Genomic DNA, 23,564 nt, shown 5'->3' with positions numbered 1-23,564 from the left:
AAACACCTTGAATACTTGCGCCAAAACTTTTTCGTTTTGGCGCATAATTTTTCCCGAAATGGCGCCAAAGAAAATCCCTTTGCTCGCGAGTTTTTCCATTTATTTGGCGCCATATCCTCCGCCTTTTCGGCGCATAACTTTGCAAGTCCCCCTACCTCCCGTTTTTAAACCTCCACTAAAAACAAAAAAGATGATCCGACATCGAGCTGTCTTAAGTAGTCGGGATATTAAGGGTATCGGCTTGATTCTATGGGACAAGCCCGGGAATATCGCCATGACAGCATTTGAAAAGGATTTTTCCGAGACCTTTCTCGTGACCAAGAGGGGCATTTACAGTGCTTAGCATTGGTCCAAGAACAAGGGCAGACAATCGTTTTTGCTACCTTTGTATCCCAACAAATTAAACATAGACATAGAAGAAATGGCTGCATGGTTCGAATGCAAGGTTACCTATGAGAAGGTAGCCGACAATGGAATGCCGAAGAAGGTATCGGAAAGTTATCTGGTGGATGCCGATTCCTTCACGCTGGCTGAAGCAAGAATAATCGAAGAGGTGACTCCCTTTGTAAGCATGGGAGAGTTTAATATCAGCAATATCCGCAAAGTAAATTACGCCGAACTCTTCCTCAACGAGGAGGACAAATGCGACAGATACTACCGCTGCAAAGTCTTGTACGTAACCATAGATGAAAAGAACGGAGTAGAAAAGAAAGCTCCGGTATTTGTACTTGTAAAGTCGGACAGCCTACCCCATGCCGTGGCAGAACTGGAAAAGCAGATGGACAAAGGGCTTGCGGACTATGAGATTGCCTCTGTGACAGAAACGTCTCTGATGGACGTATTTCAATACGTGCCGAGCAAATGACACAAATCGCAGACCGCCTACGGGCGATCCTTGAGACACTACCAGAGGGCGTACGACTCGCAGCCGTTTCCAAATTCCACCCAGTGGAAGAACTGATGCAGGCTTACGATGCCGGCCAACGGATATTCGCAGAGAGCCGCGTGCAGGAGCTTGCAGGCAAAGTGGATGCCATGCCCAAGGATGTGGAGTGGCACTTTATCGGGCCGCTGCAAACGAACAAAGTGAAGTATATCGCCCCCTTTATCTCAATGATCCACAGTGTCTCTTCGATGCGACTGCTTGATGAAATCAGTCGGCAGGCACTCAAAGTGGGGCGTACAATCCCCATCCTACTGGAAGTGTTCATAGCCGATGAAGAGACGAAGAGTGGATTCTCTCCCGAGGAGCTACCCACAGTTTTGGAGTCTGTATTGGCTCGCGGGCCGGAGAGCGGAATTCAGATTGCAGGTCTGATGGGAATGGCGACATTCACCGACGACAGAGAGCAAATCCGCCGCGAATTTCACATGTTATCGACACTATACAAGGAAATGAAAGAACTTTTCTTTCCTGACTGCGCAAACTTCTGCGAGCTGTCCATGGGGATGAGTGGCGATTACAACTTGGCCATCGAAGAAGGGAGTACGATCGTGCGCATCGGGACAACGATATTCGGAGAGCGTCGGTACTGACACCATTACCCCAAAGCCTACGGAAGAGGAAATGCTGCAACGAACTACTCGCTGTGAAAGAAATACCCATGGACAAATAGAAAGGACTACATGACAAAACCTTTGAAAATATATTCCATAGCGGAATTGGCTAACTGCTCGAATGCTCAATCGCATATACTGGGCAACAAAATTCTCCTACTTGAGGGACAACTTCCCTTGCCAAAGGATCGGTCTGCTGCTTCCTTCGCTTTCGAATCTCTGGTTTTTGTCGTATGCACGGCAGGTCGGTTGCGTCTGAACATGGATTCGACAGCAATAGTGATGCGGGAGGGAAACCTGCTTGCCCTCATGCCACGACAGGTGATACAAATGGCTGAATCCGAGGGGTTTGAGGGGAAGTACCTATTCTTGAGCAAAGAGATCCTGTCTCACTCCCTCGTAAAGATGAATAGTTTTGTCTCTATTGCCAACAAGCTACACAATAAACCACTGAATCACCTCGGCACTGAACAGCATGTCTTTTTCACGTCGATTCTTGATCTTATCCGGCAGACTTTGCATAACAGAAACAGTCACAAAGAGGAGATGATCATCCATGTTCTTCAGACACTATTCTATTTTGTGGATGACCTTCTGTCCGAAAAAGCAGAAAGCAACGGAAAGCCATCAAGAGCCAATACGATATGCCGCAACTTCCTGCTCCTCGTTTCCGATCACCATAAGAAGGAGCATACGGTGAAGTTCTACGCTGAGAAGCTCTGTCTAAGCCCGAAACACTTGGCACTGACGGTCAAGAATGTGATGGGGGAATCTGCATTGAAGATCATCAACGACTTCATCATCCTACAAGCTAAGTCGCAGCTACGTTACACGGACAAGACAATTCAGGAAATCGGATATGAGCTGAACTTCTCGACACAGTCGTTCTTCGGGAAATACTTCAAGCAACACACAGGCATGAGTCCCGGTGAATATCGCAGCCTGGACAACCAAGCTGCGCTGCAAACGGAGGCAGAGCGAGAAGACTGAGGCTCCCAACTCCGTACAAATCATCACAAAACAGATATAAAAAAGAAAATAGGCTGTCCTCGACTCAGTGTCATTGGGACAGCCTATTGCACTATAGTTGCGGAGGCAAGACTCGAACTTACGACCTTTGGGTTATGAGCCCAACGAGCTACCACTGCTCCACTCCGCGATCAATTGTGGCACAAAAGTAATCATATTTGGTGAACTTCCAAAGAATACGCCCGAAAAATCAACAATTCAGACTATTCGACTGCTTTTCCTGCGCGTAAATAGCGATTATAGATGACGTTCTGCATGGTAAGAGCTGCGTACGAGCGGTGCACTCTCTATCTTATTGAAGCCTTTCTCAACACCTATGAGGCGGAGACGTTCGAACTGCTCCGGGGTAACATACTCCACAACGGGTAGATTCTTACGAGAGGGTTGCAAATACTGTCCTATGGTAATAACCGAGACGCCTGCAGCGAGAGCGTCGTCCATCAATTCCAACACCTCCTCCTCCGTCTCGCCAAGACCAAGCATAAGACCGGTCTTGGCCGGCATCTTGCCAGCCTGAGCGATGCGACGCAGAACAGAGAGACTGGTGTCATAGGTAGCCACACTGCGGACAGAGGGGGTGAGACGACGCACCGTTTCCAAGTTGTGAGAAATAACATCGGGAGCAGCTTCGATAATCTGATCGACCAAGTCCAATCGACCTCTGAAGTCAGGGATCAAGACCTCAAGCGTCACATCCGGATTGATGCGACGGATCTCTTGGATAGTCCTGACCCAGTGAGCAGCTCCATAGTCGGGCAGATCATCACGATCCACACTTGTCACCACAGCATGGGTGAGCTTCATGAGCTTGATGCTTAGGGCTACACGAGTGGGCTCTGCCTCGTCAAGCGGATTGGGGCGACCGGTGAGCGTATTACAGAAGCGACAAGAGCGTGTGCAGATGTCACCTCCAATCATGAACGTTGCCGTACCACGGCTCCAGCATTCACCCATATTGGGACATTTGCCACTGGTGCAAATCGTGTGCAGACAGTGACCTTCGACTATCCTTTTAGTCTCGGTGAACTTTTCATTGCCGCCAAGACGAATCTTCAACCACTCGGGTTTCTTGACATGTAGAGCCATGGAAAATCTGTTTACAGTTCGTGATCAGAGGTTATCGAATAAGAATTTGGCTTTGCGCGTATAGAGGTGGTGTCGCGTATTGCCGCCATAGATACTATGGTTCTTGTCCGTATAGATGGCCATATCGAAGGGGATATTGGCTTGCACTAAGGCTTCGGTAAAGAGCATGGTGTTTTGCAAATGCACATTATCGTCAGCCGAACCACTGATGATGAGAAGCTTGCCTTGGAGCTGAGCAGCTACTTCAATGGCAGAAGAAGCCTTGTAGCCGGCCGGATTTTCCTTGGGTGTGCGCATAAAACGCTCAGTATAGACCGTGTCGTAGAAGCGCCAATCGGCCACGGGAGCTACAGCGATTCCGGTTTTGAAAGTCCCATTACCACGACAAAGGCTCATCAACGTCATATAACCACCATAGCTCCATCCCCAGATTCCGATGCGATCGGCATCGACATAGGGCAGACGTCCGATCGCTTTGGCTGCGGCAATCTGGTCATCGCTCTCCAATATACCAAGCTGCATATACGTGCACTTGCGCCATTCTTCGCCACGAGCGCCCGTGCCACGTCCATCTACACAAATAGTCACATATCCTTTGGAAGCGAGATAATGCTCCCAATCGAAGCTATAGCGATCCAATACCTGCTGAGAATTGGGGCCACCGTATTGTACCATGAGAACAGGATATTTGCGAGAAGGGTCGAAGTCGAGGGGCTTCACGATCCATGCATTCAGCTCAAGACCTGCATCAGTGCGAATCGTGGTGAACTCTTTCGCATTGTAACGATATGTGGCAAGTCGCTCACGGAGAGCCGCATTGTCCTCCAATGTGCGTAATTCCTTGGCACCCTTGGTACGATAGACAGAAACCACGGTGGGAGTAGTGGTGTTACTATAGGTCTGAATATAGTATGCATAGCTGTTGCTGAACATGGCATCGTTCGTACCCACGCCTTGACTCAACTTAGTTTTTTTGCCCTTGGTGTCCACGGCATAGACAGCTCTGCGTATCGGGCTTTCCTCTGCCGACTGATAATAGACCGTACCCACGGCATCCACACCGTACAACTTGGTCACATCCCAACTACCGGAGGTCACCTGCCGACGCATCACCCCCTTATTGTCATAGAGATAAATGTGTGCAAACCCATCCTTTTCGCTTACATAGGCAAATCCGCCTCCGACTGTAAAGACGAGACCCTGCACCCAGTCACTGTCCACATAGCGTTTGTTCACATCTTGGAGGATGAGCTTGGGAACAAGGCTCTTGGGATGCACATAGTACATCTTGAAGTCGTTCTGCTGACGATTGAGCGTCATAACGGCCAACTCATCGGCATTGTCGGTGAAAGCGATACGAGGGATATAACTCCCCTCATCAATGGGCAGTTTTACGGCTTTGGTACTCCGATCTGTCACGTTGTACAGATGCAGAGAGACCGAACTATTGCGCTCTCCGGCTTTCGGATACTTGTATGCATAGTCTTCGGGGTAGAGCAAGCCCTCGTACATCGGCATACGATACTCGGGCACGGCCGTCTCATCGCTACGCACATAGGCGAGGAAATCGCTATCCGCACTCCAACTCATCAGATTGGTCACGACTAATTCCTCTTCATATACCCAGTCGGTAACCCCATTGAGAATGGCATTGACGCGTCCGTCGGTGGTCACCTGCACTTCCGTGTCGAAGTCAAATTTCTTGATGAAGATATTATTGTCTCGCACAAAGGCCACCATCCGTCCATCAGGACTGAACGTCGGTATCATCACTTTGCCCGAATTCTCGCTCAGCGGCTTCACCAAATTGCGACGCACATCGTAGTCATACACGGTGGCACGATAGGAATGGCGATAGATATCCTCAATATCAGTGTAGAGCAGGATATGATGGCCGGTGCTGCTCACCTCATAGTTTTGGATACGGTCGAAAGAGCATTCGCGCGCCCTGTTCACATTAAAGAGGGTGTCAACTGCCTGCCCCGAAGCATAACTATAGCGAATGATGGCCGTACGTTCACGGTTCATCTCCGTATAATGCTCCCCATCTGCCATGGAACGGATGCCTCCGCCCGCACTGCGTGCATAGAAAGCTCCGCCGGTAATTTCCTTCAGGTCTACAATCTTGCTCCCCGTCTGAGAATAAGCGGCACTCATACCCAAGATGATGCCAAGGAGTAGCGTTATCGTTTGTCTTTTCATAAGTAAGAGTATTTGTTCTTTCTGTCATGCAAGGGGGCCTCCCCGTTGCTCTATCGTTTCATGGCACGATCCATCTCGCGCCTATCGTCACGTTCTTTGATGGATGCACGTTTGTCATATTCTTTCTTTCCTCGTGCCAGTCCTATCTGCAGCTTGGCCAGTCCTCTCTCATTGATGAAGAGTTTTGTAGGCACAATGGTCGTCCCCACGCTCTTGGACGCCTCTTCGAGCTTGCGTAGTTCCTTGCGATTGAGCAGGAGCTTACGATCTCGGCGCGCCACATGGTTGTTGTATGTGCCGTAGAAGTACTCGGCTATATACATATTTTTCACCCACAACTCACCACCATGGAAGTAGCAGTATGTATCCACAAGACTGCCTTTGCCCTGCCTGAGCGATTTGATCTCCGTACCCACCAATACAATACCAGCCGTAAAGACGTCCAGTATCTCGTAATCGAAGGTGGCACGTTTGTTCTTTATGAGGATATTTTTCTGAATCTTTTCTTTCATAACCGTCTGATAATTTGTCTCCGGATCGATCTATCGCGGAGCCTTTTTGTAGAGATAAATGGCAATGATGATAAACACAAAGTTCGGCACCCATGCAGCCATAAACGGAGAGAGCGCACCACTGACGGCAAAGGTGCCGGCAATGGTCAAGAAGAGGATGTAGGCGAAGCTCAGTCCCAAGCCGATCGCAATGTTGATGCCCATACCGCCTTTGACCTTACGCGAAGAGAGTGAAGCACCGATAATGGTCAAGATAAAAGCCGAGAAGATCGCAGCATAACGCTTGTGCAGTTCAATCTCGAACAATTTCACATTCCCCACTCCCCTTTCCTTCTGTCGTGAGATGTGGGACTGTAGTCCGGGAGTGGTCATCGTCTGCACATCATCCTCTGCAACGAGGAAGTCTGCCGGCCGCACTTCTATGATGGTATCAAGCGAACTACCACTCTCCACAGTCTCTTTATAGCGACCGAAGTGACGTATCCTATAGTTGTACACGCGCCAATTGTATAGCGAGTCATATTCGATGCGCTCAGCCGTGAGACGAGAGACAAGTTGCTTGTTCTTGAACTCCTCCAAGCTGAATTGATAGCCGGTGCGCATGGCATCGCTATAGGAGCCAAAGAAGGCAAAGATACCTTTCTTCACTTCCAGTTGCACGCTCTCGGCATACTCCACTCGCTTGTTCTTGATGTATCTGTTTTGGAACTCAATGCGAGTCGCATTGCCCGGTGGGATAACGAAACTGTTCAGCAAGAAGGTCAGCAATGCAATCACCGCTGCCGATATCATGTAAGGCACCATCAACCGTTTGAAGCTCATGCCTGTAGAGAGCATGGCGATGATCTCCGACTTATCGGCCAATCGTGAGGTAAAGAAGATGACCGAGATGAAGACGAAGAGCGGACTGAACAGATTGGCATAGTAGGGAATAAAGTTCAGGTAGTAATCGAAGATGATACTATGAAGCGAGACCTCCGGCTTCATGAAGTCGTCGATTTTTTCGTTGATGTCGAAAACGACAGAGACCGATATGATCAACAGAATGGAGAAGATAAACGTCCCCAGAAACTGTTTGATCAGATACCTGTCTAACCGTGTAAGCCCCTTCATTATTTCGTTCTGCTATTACTTACAACCGATTATCAAGCTGACGCACCATGGCCGTCTTCCAACTACGGTAGTCCCCCTGTCGTATATGCTCCCGCGCCTGTCTCACCAGATCAAGGTAAAACGCTAAGTTGTGGATGGAAGCAATCTGCAATCCCAACAACTCCTGTGTATGGATAAGATGGTGCAGATAGGCTTTGCTATAGCGACTATCCACATAAGACGTCCCCTCCGGATCAAGTGGAGAGTAATCATCTGCCCACTTGGCATTGCGTATGTTGATCGTACCATGCCAAGTAAAGAGCTGCCCGTTACGGCCGTTACGCGTCGGCATGATGCAGTCAAACATATCTACCCCACGGGCTATGGCCTCCAGTATATTGATAGGCGTACCCACTCCCATGAGATAGCGTGGACGATCCTTGGGCAAGATGGTGTTGGTCAGTTCTATCATCTCATACATCTTATCCGTAGGCTCACCCACGGCCAAGCCTCCGATAGCATTTCCAGCGGCACCTACGGCAGCCACCATCTCGGCTGAGCGGCGGCGCAGATCGGGATACACGCACCCTTGTACGATGGGGAAGAGTTGCTGTTCATGACCATAGAGCGGCTCCGTCTCGGCCATTCTCTTGAGACAACGTTCCAACCAGCGACCCGTCAGGAGCATGGAACGGCGGGCATAGTCGTGATCCGCATCGCCCGGGCAGCATTCATCGAATGCCATGATGATATCCGCCCCTATGACACGCTGTATGTCCATCACCGACTCGGGTGAGAAGAGATGCTTAGAGCCGTCTATATGCGAGCGGAAGGTCACGCCCTCCTCTGTGATTTTGCGATTTTCTGCCAAGGAGAAAACTTGGAATCCACCGCTATCGGTCAGCAACGGACGCTCCCAACTGTTGAAGCGATGCAGCCCTCCTGCACGTCGGAGCACATCGAGGCCGGGACGCAGATAGAGGTGATAGGTATTGCCCAGTATGATCTGGGCGCGAATGTCTTCCTCCAGTTCGTGCATGTGCACAGCCTTCACACTCCCCACAGTGCCCACAGGCATGAAAATGGGAGTTTCTATGGCGCCGTGATCTGTAGTGAGTACACCGGCACGTGCTTCGCAGTCGGCACATGTATATTGGAGATCGAATGTCATTGATGCTTCTTTATTTCCGAACAACAAAAGTAGTCTTTTTCGCCGTAGCCTTTCCTCCCTTCCGAGCAAAAAGCACTGTCCGGACACTCAGGGCAACCGCTTCAAAATAGGGACTACTTTCGTCAGTTTTTCAAAAACAATCTATAACAGTGTAGAAAGTCAAATTCGATAAATAGCCAGACTGTCTTTTACAGACTAACGAAAAGAGGACTGCAGAGGAACAACATCACAAAGGACAAAAGTGTCCTTTATAAAGGATAGATTTGTCCTCGACTGAGGATAGAACCGTCCTTACCTAAGGACAAAACAGCTTTTCTATATAATCGGCCACACACATCGCCATTCCACCATTCGGCCGGCAGATAAGAGCAAACGAGAATTTGGCCCCCCTCCCAAGAAAACTGCATCACAATGTCCTAAATCCGTTCGATGGTATCTACTGAGGGGATCCCGGGAAGATAACCCCTATATGATGCAGTTGCCCTGTTGTGGATACCTTCCGCAAGCGCGAGACAGAACAACCCTAAAACAAAAAACCCACCTCGCGTAGAAACGCAGGGCGGGATTTCGCAATCTCAGGCTGTCTCCCGACAGCCTTCGATCTTCTGTTAACCTTAAATCTAATACTATTATGAAAAAACCACGAAGCAAAGATAGGCGTTATTTTCATATTACCAAATCTTTTGCCATGAAAACAGCGCTTTTCCACCCCAAAACACACCGAAAAAGTATTTTTATTGACACTTTGACTGAGCTTTTGCAGTTTCCATAACTCGCAAAAAATTCTCCCCCCAAAGGAGTCGGAGTTGCGTTGTCGTATAGCCACGGCGCAACAATTCGACGGTCAGACGGATCAAATCGTTACTTCCACGACATCCGATCAGCTCGCCATCACCATCGAAATCGGATCCGATGCCCACATGCTCGATACCAAGCAAACGCACAAAATGGTCAATATGGTCAGCCGCCATGACTACAGACGCAGCCTCTTCCTGCTCGCAAATAAAGCCAGCATAGAGACACACTTGCACGACTCCTCCTCGCTCGGCAATAGCCAAAGCATCCTCGTCGGTCAGATTTCGCGGATGATCACATAATGCCCGTGCAGAAGAATGACTGGCGATGATGGGAGCCGTGCTGATGCTGAGCACATCGCGGACTGTCGTAGGTGCAGCATGAGAAACATCAACCATAATACCCTGACGATTCATCTCACGAACGACCTCGCGGCCCAAGTCACTGAGTCCGCCATGCTCCTGCTTACTCTTACGAGCTGAATCACAGAGATCGTTATCTCCGTTATGACAGAGTGTAATATAACAAACACCCATTTCGCCGAAACGTGCCACGTTGGAGATGTCTTTTCCTATAGCATAACCATTCTCAATAGCCGGTACAATGACACGCAAGCCAAGCTCTTTGGCTCTGCGAATCTCTTCTACAGTCGTGGCCACTGTGGCGATATCGGGATGAGCAAAGGTAAGTCTGCGGATGGATTCCAACTTGTCCACGGCATAGTTCGTTGCCTGTCGGAGCGAGTCATCATCTCGTTCTCTCTGCGGCAGATAGGCGACCATGACGGATACATCAACCAATCCTTCCTCCATCTTTGGGAGATCGACCAATGTATTGCCTCGCTGCCTCAAATCGAAGTCCGGTGTAAAGTGCATGGGTGTATCCACATGCGAATCCAGAACGATAACGGAGCGATGTACAGCCTTGGCTTGCGCGAAGAGCGTAGCCTCTGACACCAAATGAGCGAATAGCTTTTGTTGTAGAACGTCTCCTGCATAAGCCATCTGTTCTGGGTGCCATTGCACTGAAAGAATAGATTTCTCCGGATAGGCTTCCATAGCTTCGATAACACCATCCGCTGCAAGGGCAGTCACACGGAAAGATTTCGGAACCCTGCTCACGGCCTGATGGTGTATGCTATTGACCTGAATGGCATCGCCATCTTGCAGTCCCAATACGCGTGCCAATACAGAATCGCCCTGCAAACACACTTGATGAGCAGGGAGAGTCTTGGGTATCTGCGGATTATGCCCCTGAGCGTTCGGCAGCTGTGCATAGATATCCTGATACATTCCTCCACAAAAAGCTGTGGCGAGGAGTTGATGACCTCGACAGATACCCAGTATCGGCACATTGCGGCGCACGGCTTCTGCGACGAGCAGGAGTTCGCTCCTATCTCTTTCGGGGTTTACTTCGCCCAAAGTCGGAATAGGATCTTCGCCCAAATAAGCCGGCAACAGGTCATCCCCGCCGGACAGAAGTAGCCCGTCAATCTGAGCAGCATAGCGACGCAACACCTCTATATCTGTGGTCAACGGAATGAGTACCGGCAATCCACCCGCCTGGATAATCGACTCGGTATAAGCACGAGCGATACATGAGCCCGAAGCATTGTAATTAGCCGACAGGCCGATCAGAGGACGAGCATCTCGTTCGCCTCTAAAGACTTGCGGCGCACCGTCAAGCTCTTGGTAGAGTTGTCGGAGCGCCGCAGGATAATCTTGATAGTTCTTAGGACTAAGCATCTATTCGAGCATAAGTAGCATTTTCTTCGATAAACTCCCTACGCGGTCCCACTTCATCCCCCATCAGCATGGAGAAGATGGAGTCTGCCTCGGCTGCATTCTCAATGGTTACTTTACGGAGCGTTCTGTTGGCAGGATCCATAGTCGTTTCCCAAAGTTGCTCTTCGTTCATCTCACCAAGACCTTTATAACGCTGTACGTGCACACGGCTCTCATTGCCATCTGCAAAGCGATCGACAAAGGCCTGACGCTGCTGCTCTGTCCAGCAATACTGCTGTTCCTTACCCTTCTTACAAAGGTATAGCGGCGGAGTGGCAATGAAGACATAGCCATTCTCGATGAGTGTACGCATATTGCGGAAGAAGAATGTGAGGATAAGCGTGGCGATATGACTACCGTCCACGTCGGCATCGGTCATAATTACCACCTTATGATAGCGAAGTTTGGAGAGATTAAGTGCCTTGCTGTCCTCTTCCGTACCGATGGTCACCCCGAGAGCAGTATAGATGTTGCGGATCTCTTCACTCTCGAATACTTTATGCTGCATGGCCTTCTCCACATTGAGGATCTTTCCTCTGAGGGGGAGAATCGCTTGGAATTCACGATCACGACCTTGCTTGGCTGTACCACCTGCCGAATCCCCCTCGACAAGGAAAAGCTCACATTGCTCAGGATCCTTGGAAGAACAGTCGGCCAACTTACCCGGCAAGCCTCCACCCGAGAGGGGAGATTTGCGCTGTACCATCTCTCTGGCTTTACGAGCTGCCTGACGAGCAGTCGCGGCCAATACCACTTTATCCACGATGAGCTTAGCCTCCTTTGGATGCTCTTCCAGATAGTATTCAAGGGCTTCGCTTACGGCCATATCCACGGCCCCGGTCACTTCGTTGTTACCGAGTTTAGTCTTGGTTTGACCCTCAAACTGAGGTTCTGCTACTTTGATGCTGATCACGGCTGTCAATCCTTCGCGGAAGTCGTCGCCCGTGATCTCCACTTTCACCTTGTCCAGGAGTTTGGAGTCTGTGGCATACTTCTTCAACGTGCGGGTGAGACCTCGACGGAAACCCGCCAAGTGAGTACCCCCTTCAATGGTATTGATGTCGTTCACGTAGCTATACACATTCTCCAGATAAGAAGTATTATAGGTCATGGCCACTTCTACGGGGATACCCTGCTTCTCTGTAACAATGTGTATCACATTGTCCACGAGGGGCTCTTTCATACGATCGAGATGACGAACGAACTCTTTCAGACCTTCCTCTGAATAGAAAACATCTTGCTTATAACCGCTACCGTCTTCTTTCATCACACGCTTGTCTGTCAGCGAGAGGGTAATTCCCGCATTCAGGAAAGAAAGTTCGCGCAGGCGCTTGGCCAAGATGGAATATTGGTATTCTGTGACAACGAAGATGGAGCTATCGGGCGCGAAGTGGATAGTAGTACCGGTACGATCGGTCGTGCCTATCACTTCCACATCATGTAGCGGCTTACCACAGCTGTACTCCTGCATATGGATTTTGCCATCTCGAGACACCTCTGCTCGCAAATAGGTAGAGAGTGCATTCACACAGGAAACCCCTACGCCGTGCAGACCACCAGATACTTTATAAGAACCTTTGTCGAACTTACCACCGGCATGGAGTACGGTGAGCACCACTTCTAGAGCACTCTTGCCCTCTTTCTCATGAAAGTCCACGGGAATACCACGCCCATTATCGCTGACGGTAATGGAATTGTCTTCTTCGATGGTGACCTCTATATTGTCGCAATAGCCAGCCAAGGCTTCGTCAATCGAATTGTCTACAACCTCATAGACCAAGTGATGCAAACCCTTCTCACTTATATCACCAATATACATGGCGGGACGCTTACGCACGGCCTCCAATCCCTCCAACACTTGAATATTACTGGCCGAATATTCCGATGCAGAGGTGTTTTTAATGTCTTCGTTCATTATAGTAATAATGCTAAAATCGTTCTTACAAAGATAGTTGTTTCCGCTCGTAATGAGATCTATAATCCTTTTTGTTTTGCCTCATTCCACAGGGCATCCATCTCAGAGAGAGTCATGTCTTTGAGCGCCTTTCCTTGTGCTTTGGCCTGCTGCTCCACATAGGAGAAGCGGCTGTCAAATTTCCTATTGGTGCGCTCCAGAGCATTGTCGGGATTCACGCCGTAGAGACGAGCGGCATTGACCACGGCAAAGAGCAGATCACCAAACTCAGCCTCGGTAGCAGTAGCCTCTTCCTTGATGGCAGCGCGCACCTCGTCCAGTTCCTCTTCCACCTTGGTCCACACATCTTCGCGGGCCTCCCAGTCAAACCCCACTCCGGCAGCTTTCTCCTGCATCCGATAGCTCTTCACGAGGGCCGGCATAGAGCGAGGAACACCGGAGAGGACGGACTTATTGCCGTCCTTTTCGCGAAGCTTGAGCTGCTCCCAATTGCGCACCACTTCGGCAGCATCCTCCACCTGCACTTGTCCATATATATGCGGATGGCGGTAGATAAGCTTGTCGCAGAGTGCATGGCATACCAAGGCTATGTCGAAGTCTCCTTTCTCCTCTCCGATCTTCGCATAAAAGACAATGTGCAGGAGCACGTCGCCCAATTCCTTGCAAATATCGTCGGGACAATCGTTCAAGAGGGCTTCGCTAAGCTCATAGATCTCTTCTATCGTATTCGTTCGGAGGCTTTCGTTCGTCTGCTTCCGATCCCAAGGACACTGCTCTCGCAAGGTGTCCAGGACATCTAACAGACGACCGAAAGCCTCCAACTTTTCAGCGCGTGTGTGCATCGTCAGATGATCTGCGATTATTTGTTCTTACGCTTTTTAAATTCATTCAGACCGCCCTTGAGGAAGTCGATGTACAATGGCACGTCTTCGTTATAAGAATAGGAAGCTCCCAGTGGTTTGCCTTCGTGGTCGAGTGCCACGTAGAATGGCTGTGCATTGGCTCCGAACTTACTGCTCTGGAGATAGCTCCACTTGTCACCCACTGTACGCAGGGTCTTTTCCTTGCCGTCGAATACGATTTTCAGCGGTTCGGCAAGCGGCTTCTTCTCGTCCACCATCAGTGTGATGAGGACATAGTCTTTTTCCAACATGCTCTTTACAGTGGGGTCGATCCATACGGCATTCTCCATCTTGCGGCAGTTCACGCAGCCGTGACCAGAGAAGTCCACGAGGACAGGCTTGTTTTCCTGACGGGCAAAAGCCATACCGGCCTCGTAGTCGGTGAAGTGTGCATGCACCTCGCCACTATATAGATTGAAGTCCTGCGTATGGAGCGGTGGAGCGAAAGCACTCACAGCCTTGAGAGGAGCACCCCACAGACCCGGCACCATATAGACGGCAAAAGCCAACGACACAGTCGCCATCATGAAACGCGGTACGGTCAGATGCGGCCATTCGCTGTCGTGACTGAATCGGATCCAGCCTAAGAGATAGCAGCCCAGCAGAGCAAAGATGATAATCCAGAGAGAAAGGAACGTCTCACGGTCGAGGATATGCCACCCGTAAGCCAAGTCAGCCACGGAGAGGAACTTGAGGGCAAGCGCGAGCTCCAAGAAGCCGAGCACCACCTTCACCATATTGAGCCAACCACCGCTCTTGGGCATTCCCTGCAACCAGCTCGGGAAGATGGCGAAGAGCGTGAAAGGCAATGCCAACGAAGTGGCAAAACCCAACATCCCCATGGCAGGAGCCAATTTGGAACCTGCCGTAGCTGCCTGTACCAAGAGAGTACCGATGATGGGACCCGTACAAGAGAACGACACCAAAGCCAACGTAAAGGCCATGAAAAAGATACTGAGCAGACCGGTAGTAGAGTCGGCCTTGCTGTCCAATTTGTTGGTCCAAGATGCAGGCAGTACCAATTCGAATGCTCCGAAGAATGAGATCGCGAATACTACCAACAGGAGGAAGAATATGATATTGAATACCGCATTCGTGGCCAAGCTGTTGAGCGAGTTCACACCGAATATACCCGTGATGAGCAATCCGAGCACCACATAGATAACGATGATAGAAGCGCCATAGGTAACTGCGTCACGCACGGCTTTCTTCTTGTCCTTATTGCGCTTGAGGAAGAAGCTCACCGTCATCGGGATCATAGGCCACACACAAGGCGTAAGCAGTGCCACGAAGCCATAGAGGAATCCGTAGATAAATATCTTCCACGGGGCGCTTTCTGCCTGCTGGAGTGTGCTGTCCCCATAAGCGCGGAGCTCGCTGACAACCGGCGTCCAAAGGTCGGCATTGGATGAGAGAGCTCCCACGGCAGCGGTCTGCGACAGACTGTCGGCAGTGGTCGTCGATGCAGCAGTATCTTGGTCGGCAACGTCTAATGGCGCCTCTCCTTCAGTAGCGGGAGCAGCAGCCTTGCTCTTGATCATCGATGCATCGAAAGAAAAATCTGTCGTCTCAGGAGGGAGACAGTTCTCATCGTTACAAGCCATAAAGCGAACACCACCTTTGATGCTGAACTTAGCAGGATCGGTCACCTGAATCTTCTGTCGGAAAGTTACGGAGGACTCGAACCAACGCAGATCCATTTCGAACTGCTTGTCGTACTTGTTGATCGGAGCCTTGTTTGCCTGAGCCTTGCCCACCAATTTGGCTCCCACTATCTTGTCGAAGAGGAACTCCAACGAAGTGGGGCCGTCATCCGGCAAGTTCTGGTCGTACAAGTGCCATCCGGGCTTGATCGTGGCCGTGAAGACCAACGTTTTCTCCGGCGTGTCGCTGTCCTGAAGCGACGTCTTCCAGACAATTACATCCGTAAACATCTGAGCCGATGCCCCGAACGGCAGCATCGAAAGAAACAGAAGGGCCAAAGCCAACATCCATTTGCAGTTTCTGAGGTTCATGTTCATCTTTATATTTTTGTTTGGGATTATATTACTCGCAATACTATTTCGAACGTTTTTTTTCCTTAGATATTGTTTCCGTGCGTACGCTACCCTCTTCGAGATGCATCAGCTGACGGAATAACTTGGGCAGAGGCAGCTTATACTCCCGCTCTTCTCCCGTCTCGGGATGGCGCATCACAAAGCGCGTCCCCTGAATAGCCAGACAGTCCAGATGACGGAACGAACTTCCCTGTCGCCAGTCTCCCGCGATGGGGATACCAAGCTGGCCCATCTGTCTGCGCAGCTGATTGTTGCGTCCGTTCAGCAGTGTCACTTCCACCAGCGTACAGACGGCACCCTTGCGGATTACCTTGTAGCGGGCGGCACCGGCCGAATCGCCCGACGGTGCCTCTGCCACCACTTGCGTGCGGCGTCCTCGGGACTGGTCTTCATGACGAGGAGGAGCCAGCAGACCTTCTTCGGCGGGCATGTCGCCCTCGACGGCCATGACAAATCGCTGCTCGGGCACGACCTCCGGCCAACGCCCTACCACATACTCCTGCACGCGCTTGGTCTTGGCAAAGAGGATGATACCGGCAGAGTCTCGATCCAACCGATTGAGCATGAACACCTTCACTTCGGGATCGTACTGCTTCAGGTGATTGCTCACGATGCGCAGAGCCGTCCTGTCTTTCTGGATGCCACTCCCCACGGTGGGAATGCCGACCTTCTTCTCGACAAGGATGAAATAGTCGTCCTGCCAGATGATCCTCACCAACGGATGTCGCAGCTCTTCGGGCAGTTGGACGCGATGCAGCACCACCTTGTCGCCGGGCTTCAACTCCGTATCGTGACGCGTGCTCGGCACAGCATTGACAGAGACACGTCGGCTCGTCAGGTACTGCTTCACAGTCGTGCGACTATTGTCCGTGAGCATACGGATAAGGAAAGGCAGAAGCGTATCGGCCTGATCCACAGTCCAAATCCTATCCTGTGCTCGTCGCGGACGAGATGGGCGTGTATTCTTGTTTTGCATATTGGTTGTATTTCTGTCGCTGTCCCGACTTTATTGTCTCGACTTTTTGTTCGTCTCCCCCTTTTTCCCGCTGCGCCACAGCAGAAGTACCGAAGCGTAGATCATATAGACGACGCCGATGGTGAAGAATAAGAGCCAGAGCGAATCGTTCCTGAGAAAAATCAAAGCAGCCGACACGACGAAGAAGGCTCCCGATAGCACATTCATCCTATAGAGTCTGCGCGTACGCATATCCAAGTCCGCCACGGGCGTCAGCATGAAAGACAGCAGGTAGAGCAAGGCTCCGAGGGCATACATATAGTCGCCCGCCGCCATGCCGCCGAGTGGCAACAGCCGTAGCACGGCACCCAATATCAGCAGCAAGCTGCCGACGCGGTAACCATATTCACGTATTTGCTGAGCATTCATCGCTTGATGAGGTATTATATTTAAGTGATACGGTCTTACTGCTCCACGTCAGTCAGCACGCACACTACTGTCTCGGATGAGGAAAATGATCTCCTCGGGGCGCTTCATCAGATAGAGCTCCCGCGCCGTGTGTTCGATGCCCTGCTTATTGGCACGAATCTCTTCTAGTCGCAAGCTGTCCTGATGGTACTGCTCTTGGACTTCGCGCAGCTCCTTCTTGAGGCTGTTGATCCGATTGGCATAGCGGATGCGTCGGCCGATATTGGCATCGCCGAAGACGAAAGTCACCAATACGAAGAATCCGATCACCACTAAGTACTTGACATACTTGTGACGACCCCACCACGCAACTACGCGCTGTATTCTTTCTTCGACCTTGGCTTTCCAACCGCGAATATCCATACCGGCGACTTAATTCCCACACATGAGACCTGCAAATGTATCATTTTTCCACGACACGGCATCAACACCTCTCTCCATATATTCCAATAGGATTATTGCAGCCGATCTACAAGCTCGTCAACTCCTCTGCTCGCTCTATTTTTCGCAACCGAACACCTCGAAGCAACTGCATCCGATCCAAAAACACAGAAATTAACAAGCAATGGAGGAGAAATCTTAGGATGATGCCCTCGACACTTTTCCATCTGGAATCGGCACGCATCCGATCTGTTAAATTACGATACGCCGATCTCAATTCTTTTGTTCCAAAAAAGTTATCAACACCGAAGACAAAGTTAGACTCATTCTAAATAAGGAGCTTTAGGGAAGGTGACTGATGACCTGAAGGAGATAAAAAATGCTGTTCGGAATGTAGAAATCCAACTTTTCAGAGCGAGGAGAACAAGATATATAAAAGTTAGATATGATCTTTATAAAAATGATTTCAAATAATTATAATAATCACTTCCAAACTTCTAATTATTAAAAGGCAATAATTATAATATTTACATCTCCGAAAGGCCTCTTTGACGGACTGAAAAGGGAAAGCCCGTGCTGCGTTCTGCCATGAACGCAACACGGGCTTAGTGCTTTTAGCGGTCTATCGAAGCCTTATATCATGCTATCTATCACCAGTCCGCAAACACTTATTCACACACTGCTCTACCACACAGCGACTGCCATGCATGCACATACAAGAAAAGAAGACGGGAACAGGAGTAGTCAGGCAGACTACACTCCCGAGGCTAGCATTTATCATCATTGTCATTTACCACTATTATTCAATTTCATCAATCGGAACTTTCTGACATCCAATCATTTACACAACGCCAAACTCCTTGCCGATGCACAAAGGTAACAAAAAGACAATGAACCGACCGCTTGCCGATCGAAGCGTTCCTGCATAAAAACGCACTCTTCTACTCTTGCATATTTTTTTCTTTCTTCTTACCTTGCGGCATGTTTCACACATTTAACTCATTATTCACATGAAGAAGCTAATTACTCTTTTGGTTTTATGCCTAATGATGCCGATGATGCTTTTAGCACAGCAAGTTTCAAAATCTGATGCACTACAGTTAGTCCGTCAGCTGTATACTTCAAGTGAAGTAGGCTCTTTTCGCTTCTCTACTGCTGTGAACAGCATTAGAGCAAACTCCGTGATTCATGCAGGAATGCAGGAGATCATTTCCCCAAACAATTCCTCTGCAGGCAATTTATTAGGCTCCGGACAAATGCTTTCTATTCCTTCTGATCGAAATACAGAATACACCCTTGAGGTTATCCGCCACAATGACAACTACAAAGACTATGCACTATCAGGATTGCGTCAGTTAAAACAAAAGGCCGTCAATCCTATACAGAACCTAAGCTACAGTTATGATAATGGGCAGCTATCTATCTTGTGGAACGCACCTAATCCAACTCCCAGAGGTGGCATTTTGGTGGACGAAAGCTTCACGGATATTCTGACTTACGAATTACCTTCCGGTTGGCAAACAATTGACGGTAATAATGATGGATTTAGTTGGGTGGTTTTGAATTTACCAAAAGCTGGTTGGCAAGCAGGGCACAATGACGATGTAGCCTGTTATTCATATTCGAGGGTTAGCAATGGACAGCCGACAATATTCCCCGATGAATATCTGATAACGCCGAATATCGCAGGAGCTAAACACTTGAGCTTCTGGGTGGCGAATATGTCTGATTACTATCTGGATCACTACGGCGTATATGTTTCTACAACAGGTATACAAAAAGAGGACTTCATTTGCATTTACGAAAACGATATTTTTGTTGAGAATGCGACAAAAGCTAAGACAACATTTACATGGCATCAAAAGGACTTTGATCTGCCGGAAGGTACCAAGTATGTGGCTTTCCGACATTTCGATTCTGAAGGCCCCGATAATTGGTGCGTGCGGATAGACGATGTGCTGATCACGACTGAAAGTCCGGCCAGCGACTATGTGTACAATATCTATCGGAACGGGCAATTGCTACAGGGCAATTGGCCCTCTACTTCATTCTTCCAAAACGTGGAGGAAGAGAATGCCGAGTACTGCGTACGTGCCGTTTTGGATGGTGAAGAATCCGAACCGGTATGCCTCACAGTCAATACCACCGGAATGGGAATGGCAGAGAGTGCAGCCTTTACGGCACAAGGCACGCAAGGAGCCATCAATCTCATGGCAGAGCACGCGCAAGTGTGGATATACGATATGAGCGGACGTTTGTACCACAGCGGAGAGGTAACCGGACAAAAGCGCGTAGAGCTTTCCTCCGGCCTTTATCTCGTGAAGATGGTCGGTGACACACGCTCTCTGCAAACGAAAGTAAGGGTGGATTAGACCTAACACTCATAGACGACAATGGAAGGCAGTGTCGAAGATTTTGGCACTGCCTTTCATCGCTCATAATATGTGAGGAAGACACAAAAGTATGAACAACACAGTGAGCTTTGACCCATATCACACGCCAATGCTTACCTTTGCGGCGACACATTCTCAATCAACACGATACAAATAGAACTACAAGAACTCTGATGAAACCCACACTCTTTATTTTGGCTGCCGGCATGGGCAGCCGCTACGGTAGCCTCAAGCAACTTGACGGCATAGGCCCGGGTGGCGACACGATCATGGACTATTCCGTTTACGATGCCATACGAGCCGGATTCGGTCGGCTTGTATTTGTCATCCGTCACTCATTCGAGCAGGATTTCCGCGAGAAGATTATCACCAAGTACCAAGATCGCATTCCGGTGGAAGTGGTTTTCCAAGAGATCGACAAGCTGCCGGCAGGATTCACCTGCCCCGAAGGGCGAGAAAAACCATGGGGCACCAATCATGCCGTCCTAATGGGACGTGAGGTGATAAGCGAGCCCTTCGCTGTGATCAATGCGGACGACTTCTACGGACGCAATGCCTTCGAAGTGCTGGCACGCAAGCTCTCCTCTCTGGGAGGGCAGCAGGGCAAATACTGTATGGTGGGTTATCGCGTGGGCAATACGCTGAGCGAAAGCGGTGGCGTATCCCGCGGAGTGTGCAGCATGGACGAGCACAATCTGCTCACCGGCGTGGTGGAACGCTTCAAAATCGAGCGCAAAGGAGGAGTTATCACCTTCCATGACGAAGAAGATCGCGAGCATACGTTGGCAGAAGACACTCCCGTATCCATGAACATGTGGGGCTTCACGCCCGACTACTTCGATTACTCGGAGGAGCTTTTCGTACGATTCCTACAAGAACGCGGACAGGAGCTCAAGAGCGAATACTACATTCCCTACGCGGTGAACGACCTCATCCACACCGGCCGTGCCTCTGTGGAAGTATTGGATACGACGGCTCGATGGTTCGGCGTTACTTATCCGGACGACCGCGACGGCGTAGTTGCCAAGCTCCGAGCCCTGACAGCGGCAGGAGAGTATCCCGAACAATTATTCCAACGATGAGTTATTATCACTACTAATCATTACAATACAGCAAGATGAACAAGACAATCAAGTTTCTTATTCTGGCTCCGGCCGTTGTCGGAGTTCTGGCTCTGTCCGGCTGCGGCGGCAAAGACCGCTCAAGCTCAGAACAGAAGCGTGTACCGGTACCCGCCATCGACCTCACGGCCATGGACACAACAGTGCGCCCGCAGGACGATTTCTATCGCTACTGTAACGGCAACTGGATGAAAAACAATCCCCTCAAGCCGGCATACAGCCGCTACGGCTCGTTCGACATTCTGCGTGACAGCACGACCGAACGCGTGCATCAGATCGTAGACCGCCTCGCAGCCAAAGATCACGAAAAAGGGACCAATGAATACCGCATAGCCACGCTTTACCGCCAAGCCATGGACAGCGTGAAGCGTAATAAGGACGGTGCCACTCCGATTCGTGAGGATCTCGGCAAGATCGAAGCCATCGCCGACAAAGCCGGCATGGTAAAGTATGCCGCGGCACAGGACAATATGGGTGGAGGCACCTTCTTCGGCTCTTATGTTTATGCCGATGCCAAGAATAGCGAGATGAATATCTTCCACATGATGCAAACATCATTGGCATTGGACAATCGCGACTACTACCTCAAGCAGGATGCCAAGTCACAAGAGATCCGCAACGCATACGTGGCTTACCTCGAACGGATAGCACGACTGGCCGGCTATGACGAAGCGGCCGCCAAGCGCATCGCTGCCAATGCGATGAAGACAGAGACAGCATTGGCTCAGATATGCTACAGCAAAGAAGAGCTGCGCGACACTCATCGCAACTACAACAAAATGGCCGTAAAGGACTTCACAGGCAAGTACAGCGGCTTCGACTGGAAGACTTACATGGCCGATCGCCAATTGGCCAACTTGGAAGAATGGGATATGGAGCAGCTGGACTTCTTCAAGAAGTTCGACTCTTGGTATGCCAAAGCAGACCTCAACGAGCTGAAGGATTACCTCCTCGCCGGCACAATCAGCGGTGCAGCTTCTTATCTGAGCGACGAGTTCGAGCAGGCAAAATTCGACTTCTTCGGCAAAACTCTCAGCGGCACGACCGAAATGCACCCGCGCTGGAAGCGTTCCGTGGACATGGTAAACGGCATCCTCGGCGAAGCATTGGGTGAAGTGTATGTGAAACAATACTTCCCGCCCGAAGCCAAAGAGCGTATGCTCAAGCTGGTGAAGAATCTGCAGACGGCTCTCGGCGAGCGCATCAACGGCCTGCCTTGGATGGGCGACTCCACCAAAATGAAAGCACAAGAGAAGCTCAATACTTTCATCATCAAGATCGGTTATCCCGACAAATGGAAGGATTACTCCAAGATGGAGATCAAGGGTGACAACTACTATGCCGACATCAAGCGCGCATACAAGTGGATGCACGATGACAATATGGCCGATCTGGGCAAGCCCGTGGATCGCGATCGTTGGCATATGAACCCGCAAGAAGTAAATGCCTATTACAGCCCCATCACGAATGAGATCTGCTTCCCTGCAGGTATCCTCCAACCGCCGTTCTTCAATATGGACGCTGACGATGCTGTCAACTACGGTGGTATCGGCGTGGTGATCGGACACGAGATGACGCATGGCTTCGACGACCAAGGGCGCAACTTCGACAAGAATGGCAATATGGTGAACTGGTGGACAGCTGAGGACGCGAAGAAATTCGAAGCCACAACGAAGAAATTGGCCGATCAGTTCAACGAGTTATTCGTAGCCGACGGTGTGCATGCCAATGGTAACATGACGCTCGGCGAGAACATTGCCGACCAAGGAGGTCTCCTCGTTTCCTATCTAGCTTTCCGCAACGCCACGAAGGGACAGAACTTGGAGAAATTGGACGGCTTTACGCCCGATCAGCGTTTCTTCATCGGTTATGCTCGTCTTTGGGGACAGAACATTCGTCCCGAAGAAGTACTCCGACTGACGCAGATTGACGTACACAGTCTCGGCGAATTGCGCGTAAATCAGGCATTGCGCAATATCGAAGCTTTCTACGAAGCTTTCAATGTTCAGCCGACAGACAAGATGTATCTGGCTCCCGAAAAGCGCGTAGTCGTTTGGTAAACTGACGACTGCTCCGTCTACGGCTAACGAACGAGAGGCCGTGTCGCAAGGATGACTCCCTGCGACACGGCCTCTCTCTTTTCT

General features: G+C 50.1%; 19 protein-coding genes and 1 tRNA gene. 7 read left to right on the top strand and 13 right to left on the bottom strand.

Annotated elements, in window-relative coordinates:
• The first annotated feature begins 190 nt into the window (after positions 1 to 190).
• The 4 genes from C7382_RS10105 to C7382_RS08410 all read left to right on the top strand — a co-directional run bounded on the left by C7382_RS10105 (position 191) and on the right by C7382_RS08410 (position 2,547).
• Positions 191 to 343, top strand: coding sequence for a hypothetical protein (locus C7382_RS10105; RefSeq protein ID WP_165815147.1), 153 nt, complete (start codon positions 191 to 193; stop codon positions 341 to 343).
• A gap of 78 nt (positions 344 to 421) precedes the next feature.
• Complete coding sequence (locus C7382_RS08420; protein ID WP_116679846.1) at positions 422 to 865, top strand: DUF4494 domain-containing protein; 444 nt, start codon at positions 422 to 424, stop codon at positions 863 to 865.
• On the top strand, positions 862 to 1,536 hold the full coding sequence (locus C7382_RS08415; RefSeq protein WP_116679844.1) for a YggS family pyridoxal phosphate-dependent enzyme: 675 nt from the start codon (positions 862 to 864) through the stop codon (positions 1,534 to 1,536). Before C7382_RS08420 ends, C7382_RS08415 begins: the two co-directional genes overlap by 4 nt.
• A gap of 102 nt (positions 1,537 to 1,638) precedes the next feature.
• Complete coding sequence (locus C7382_RS08410; RefSeq protein WP_243405683.1) at positions 1,639 to 2,547, top strand: helix-turn-helix domain-containing protein; 909 nt, start codon at positions 1,639 to 1,641, stop codon at positions 2,545 to 2,547.
• Between the two features lie 97 nt (positions 2,548 to 2,644).
• Here C7382_RS08410 and C7382_RS08405 read toward each other — a convergent pair.
• From C7382_RS08405 to C7382_RS08345, 13 genes are all read right to left on the bottom strand, one after another.
• A tRNA-Met gene (locus tag C7382_RS08405) sits at positions 2,645 to 2,716 on the bottom strand.
• Positions 2,717 to 2,823: 107 nt separating this feature from the next.
• Positions 2,824 to 3,672: a lipoyl synthase gene (gene lipA / locus C7382_RS08400; protein WP_116679842.1), complete on the bottom strand. Its 849-nt coding sequence runs from the start codon at positions 3,670 to 3,672 to the stop codon at positions 2,824 to 2,826.
• Positions 3,673 to 3,696: 24 nt separating this feature from the next.
• Positions 3,697 to 5,874: a S9 family peptidase gene (locus C7382_RS08395; protein ID WP_116679841.1), complete on the bottom strand. Its 2,178-nt coding sequence runs from the start codon at positions 5,872 to 5,874 to the stop codon at positions 3,697 to 3,699.
• Positions 5,875 to 5,924: 50 nt separating this feature from the next.
• Complete coding sequence (gene smpB, locus C7382_RS08390; RefSeq protein WP_116679840.1) at positions 5,925 to 6,386, bottom strand: SsrA-binding protein SmpB; 462 nt, start codon at positions 6,384 to 6,386, stop codon at positions 5,925 to 5,927.
• Between the two features lie 30 nt (positions 6,387 to 6,416).
• Positions 6,417 to 7,499 carry an LptF/LptG family permease gene (locus tag C7382_RS08385; protein ID WP_116679839.1) on the bottom strand — a complete coding sequence of 361 codons (1,083 nt, stop codon included), beginning with the start codon at positions 7,497 to 7,499 and terminating at the stop codon, positions 6,417 to 6,419.
• 19 nt (positions 7,500 to 7,518) lie between these two features.
• Complete coding sequence (tgt, locus tag C7382_RS08380) at positions 7,519 to 8,649, bottom strand: tRNA guanosine(34) transglycosylase Tgt (RefSeq protein WP_116679838.1); 1,131 nt, start codon at positions 8,647 to 8,649, stop codon at positions 7,519 to 7,521.
• Between the two features lie 734 nt (positions 8,650 to 9,383).
• Entirely contained in the window at positions 9,384 to 11,189 is a 1,806-nt protein-coding gene (locus tag C7382_RS08375) for a gamma-glutamyl-gamma-aminobutyrate hydrolase family protein (RefSeq protein WP_116679837.1), read from the bottom strand.
• Positions 11,182 to 13,143 (bottom strand): DNA topoisomerase (ATP-hydrolyzing) subunit B, encoded by a 1,962-nt coding sequence (gene gyrB / locus C7382_RS08370; RefSeq protein ID WP_116679836.1) that lies wholly within the window; start codon positions 13,141 to 13,143, stop codon positions 11,182 to 11,184. The genes C7382_RS08375 and gyrB overlap by 8 nt, the downstream gene beginning before the upstream one ends.
• A gap of 59 nt (positions 13,144 to 13,202) precedes the next feature.
• Positions 13,203 to 13,985 carry a nucleoside triphosphate pyrophosphohydrolase gene (gene mazG / locus C7382_RS08365; RefSeq protein WP_116679835.1) on the bottom strand — a complete coding sequence of 261 codons (783 nt, stop codon included), beginning with the start codon at positions 13,983 to 13,985 and terminating at the stop codon, positions 13,203 to 13,205.
• 17 nt (positions 13,986 to 14,002) lie between these two features.
• The gene (locus C7382_RS08360) at positions 14,003 to 16,066 is read right to left on the bottom strand and encodes a protein-disulfide reductase DsbD family protein (RefSeq protein WP_116679834.1); all 2,064 of its coding nucleotides are present in this window, start codon (positions 16,064 to 16,066) and stop codon (positions 14,003 to 14,005) included.
• Positions 16,067 to 16,103: 37 nt separating this feature from the next.
• On the bottom strand, positions 16,104 to 17,078 hold the full coding sequence (locus C7382_RS08355) for a pseudouridine synthase (RefSeq protein WP_116679833.1): 975 nt from the start codon (positions 17,076 to 17,078) through the stop codon (positions 16,104 to 16,106).
• Between the two features lie 30 nt (positions 17,079 to 17,108).
• Positions 17,109 to 17,486 carry a hypothetical protein gene (locus C7382_RS08350; protein WP_116679832.1) on the bottom strand — a complete coding sequence of 126 codons (378 nt, stop codon included), beginning with the start codon at positions 17,484 to 17,486 and terminating at the stop codon, positions 17,109 to 17,111.
• 48 nt (positions 17,487 to 17,534) lie between these two features.
• Positions 17,535 to 17,888, bottom strand: a complete 354-nt coding sequence (locus C7382_RS08345) for an FtsB family cell division protein (protein WP_116679831.1) — start codon at positions 17,886 to 17,888, stop codon at positions 17,535 to 17,537.
• Between the two features lie 1,214 nt (positions 17,889 to 19,102).
• Between C7382_RS08345 and C7382_RS08340 the strand changes: the two genes are divergently transcribed.
• The 3 genes from C7382_RS08340 (at position 19,103) to C7382_RS08330 (ending at position 23,480) form a co-directional block, all read left to right on the top strand.
• On the top strand, positions 19,103 to 20,278 hold the full coding sequence (locus C7382_RS08340; protein WP_207772729.1) for a T9SS-dependent choice-of-anchor J family protein: 1,176 nt from the start codon (positions 19,103 to 19,105) through the stop codon (positions 20,276 to 20,278).
• Between the two features lie 194 nt (positions 20,279 to 20,472).
• On the top strand, positions 20,473 to 21,381 hold the full coding sequence (locus tag C7382_RS08335; RefSeq protein ID WP_116679829.1) for a nucleotidyltransferase family protein: 909 nt from the start codon (positions 20,473 to 20,475) through the stop codon (positions 21,379 to 21,381).
• Positions 21,382 to 21,416: 35 nt separating this feature from the next.
• Positions 21,417 to 23,480 carry a M13 family metallopeptidase gene (locus C7382_RS08330; protein WP_116679828.1) on the top strand — a complete coding sequence of 688 codons (2,064 nt, stop codon included), beginning with the start codon at positions 21,417 to 21,419 and terminating at the stop codon, positions 23,478 to 23,480.
• The last annotated feature ends 84 nt before the right edge of the window (positions 23,481 to 23,564 follow it).

The organism is Porphyromonas loveana (assembly GCF_003096695.1).
GTDB lineage: Bacteria > Bacteroidota > Bacteroidia > Bacteroidales > Porphyromonadaceae > Porphyromonas > Porphyromonas loveana.
This window is presented reverse-complemented; position numbering and strand designations above follow the sequence as displayed.

Coding starts and splice junctions, on each gene's coding strand:
- C7382_RS08345 (WP_116679831.1), bottom strand. CDS start 17,888: ATGGATATTCGCGGTTGGAAAGCCAAGGTCGAAGAAAGAATACAGCGC.
- C7382_RS08350 (WP_116679832.1), bottom strand. CDS start 17,486: ATGAATGCTCAGCAAATACGTGAATATGGTTACCGCGTCGGCAGCTTG.
- tgt (WP_116679838.1), bottom strand. CDS start 8,649: ATGACATTCGATCTCCAATATACATGTGCCGACTGCGAAGCACGTGCC.
- mazG (WP_116679835.1), bottom strand. CDS start 13,985: ATGCACACACGCGCTGAAAAGTTGGAGGCTTTCGGTCGTCTGTTAGAT.
- C7382_RS08415 (WP_116679844.1), top strand. CDS start 862: ATGACACAAATCGCAGACCGCCTACGGGCGATCCTTGAGACACTACCA.
- C7382_RS08355 (WP_116679833.1), bottom strand. CDS start 17,078: ATGCAAAACAAGAATACACGCCCATCTCGTCCGCGACGAGCACAGGAT.
- C7382_RS08420 (WP_116679846.1), top strand. CDS start 422: ATGGCTGCATGGTTCGAATGCAAGGTTACCTATGAGAAGGTAGCCGAC.
- C7382_RS08330 (WP_116679828.1), top strand. CDS start 21,417: ATGAACAAGACAATCAAGTTTCTTATTCTGGCTCCGGCCGTTGTCGGA.
- gyrB (WP_116679836.1), bottom strand. CDS start 13,143: ATGAACGAAGACATTAAAAACACCTCTGCATCGGAATATTCGGCCAGT.
- C7382_RS08375 (WP_116679837.1), bottom strand. CDS start 11,189: ATGCTTAGTCCTAAGAACTATCAAGATTATCCTGCGGCGCTCCGACAA.
- C7382_RS10105 (WP_165815147.1), top strand. CDS start 191: ATGATCCGACATCGAGCTGTCTTAAGTAGTCGGGATATTAAGGGTATC.
- C7382_RS08360 (WP_116679834.1), bottom strand. CDS start 16,066: ATGAACATGAACCTCAGAAACTGCAAATGGATGTTGGCTTTGGCCCTT.
- C7382_RS08385 (WP_116679839.1), bottom strand. CDS start 7,499: ATGAAGGGGCTTACACGGTTAGACAGGTATCTGATCAAACAGTTTCTG.
- C7382_RS08395 (WP_116679841.1), bottom strand. CDS start 5,874: ATGAAAAGACAAACGATAACGCTACTCCTTGGCATCATCTTGGGTATG.
- C7382_RS08340 (WP_207772729.1), top strand. CDS start 19,103: ATGCAGGAGATCATTTCCCCAAACAATTCCTCTGCAGGCAATTTATTA.
- C7382_RS08335 (WP_116679829.1), top strand. CDS start 20,473: ATGAAACCCACACTCTTTATTTTGGCTGCCGGCATGGGCAGCCGCTAC.
- smpB (WP_116679840.1), bottom strand. CDS start 6,386: ATGAAAGAAAAGATTCAGAAAAATATCCTCATAAAGAACAAACGTGCC.
- lipA (WP_116679842.1), bottom strand. CDS start 3,672: ATGGCTCTACATGTCAAGAAACCCGAGTGGTTGAAGATTCGTCTTGGC.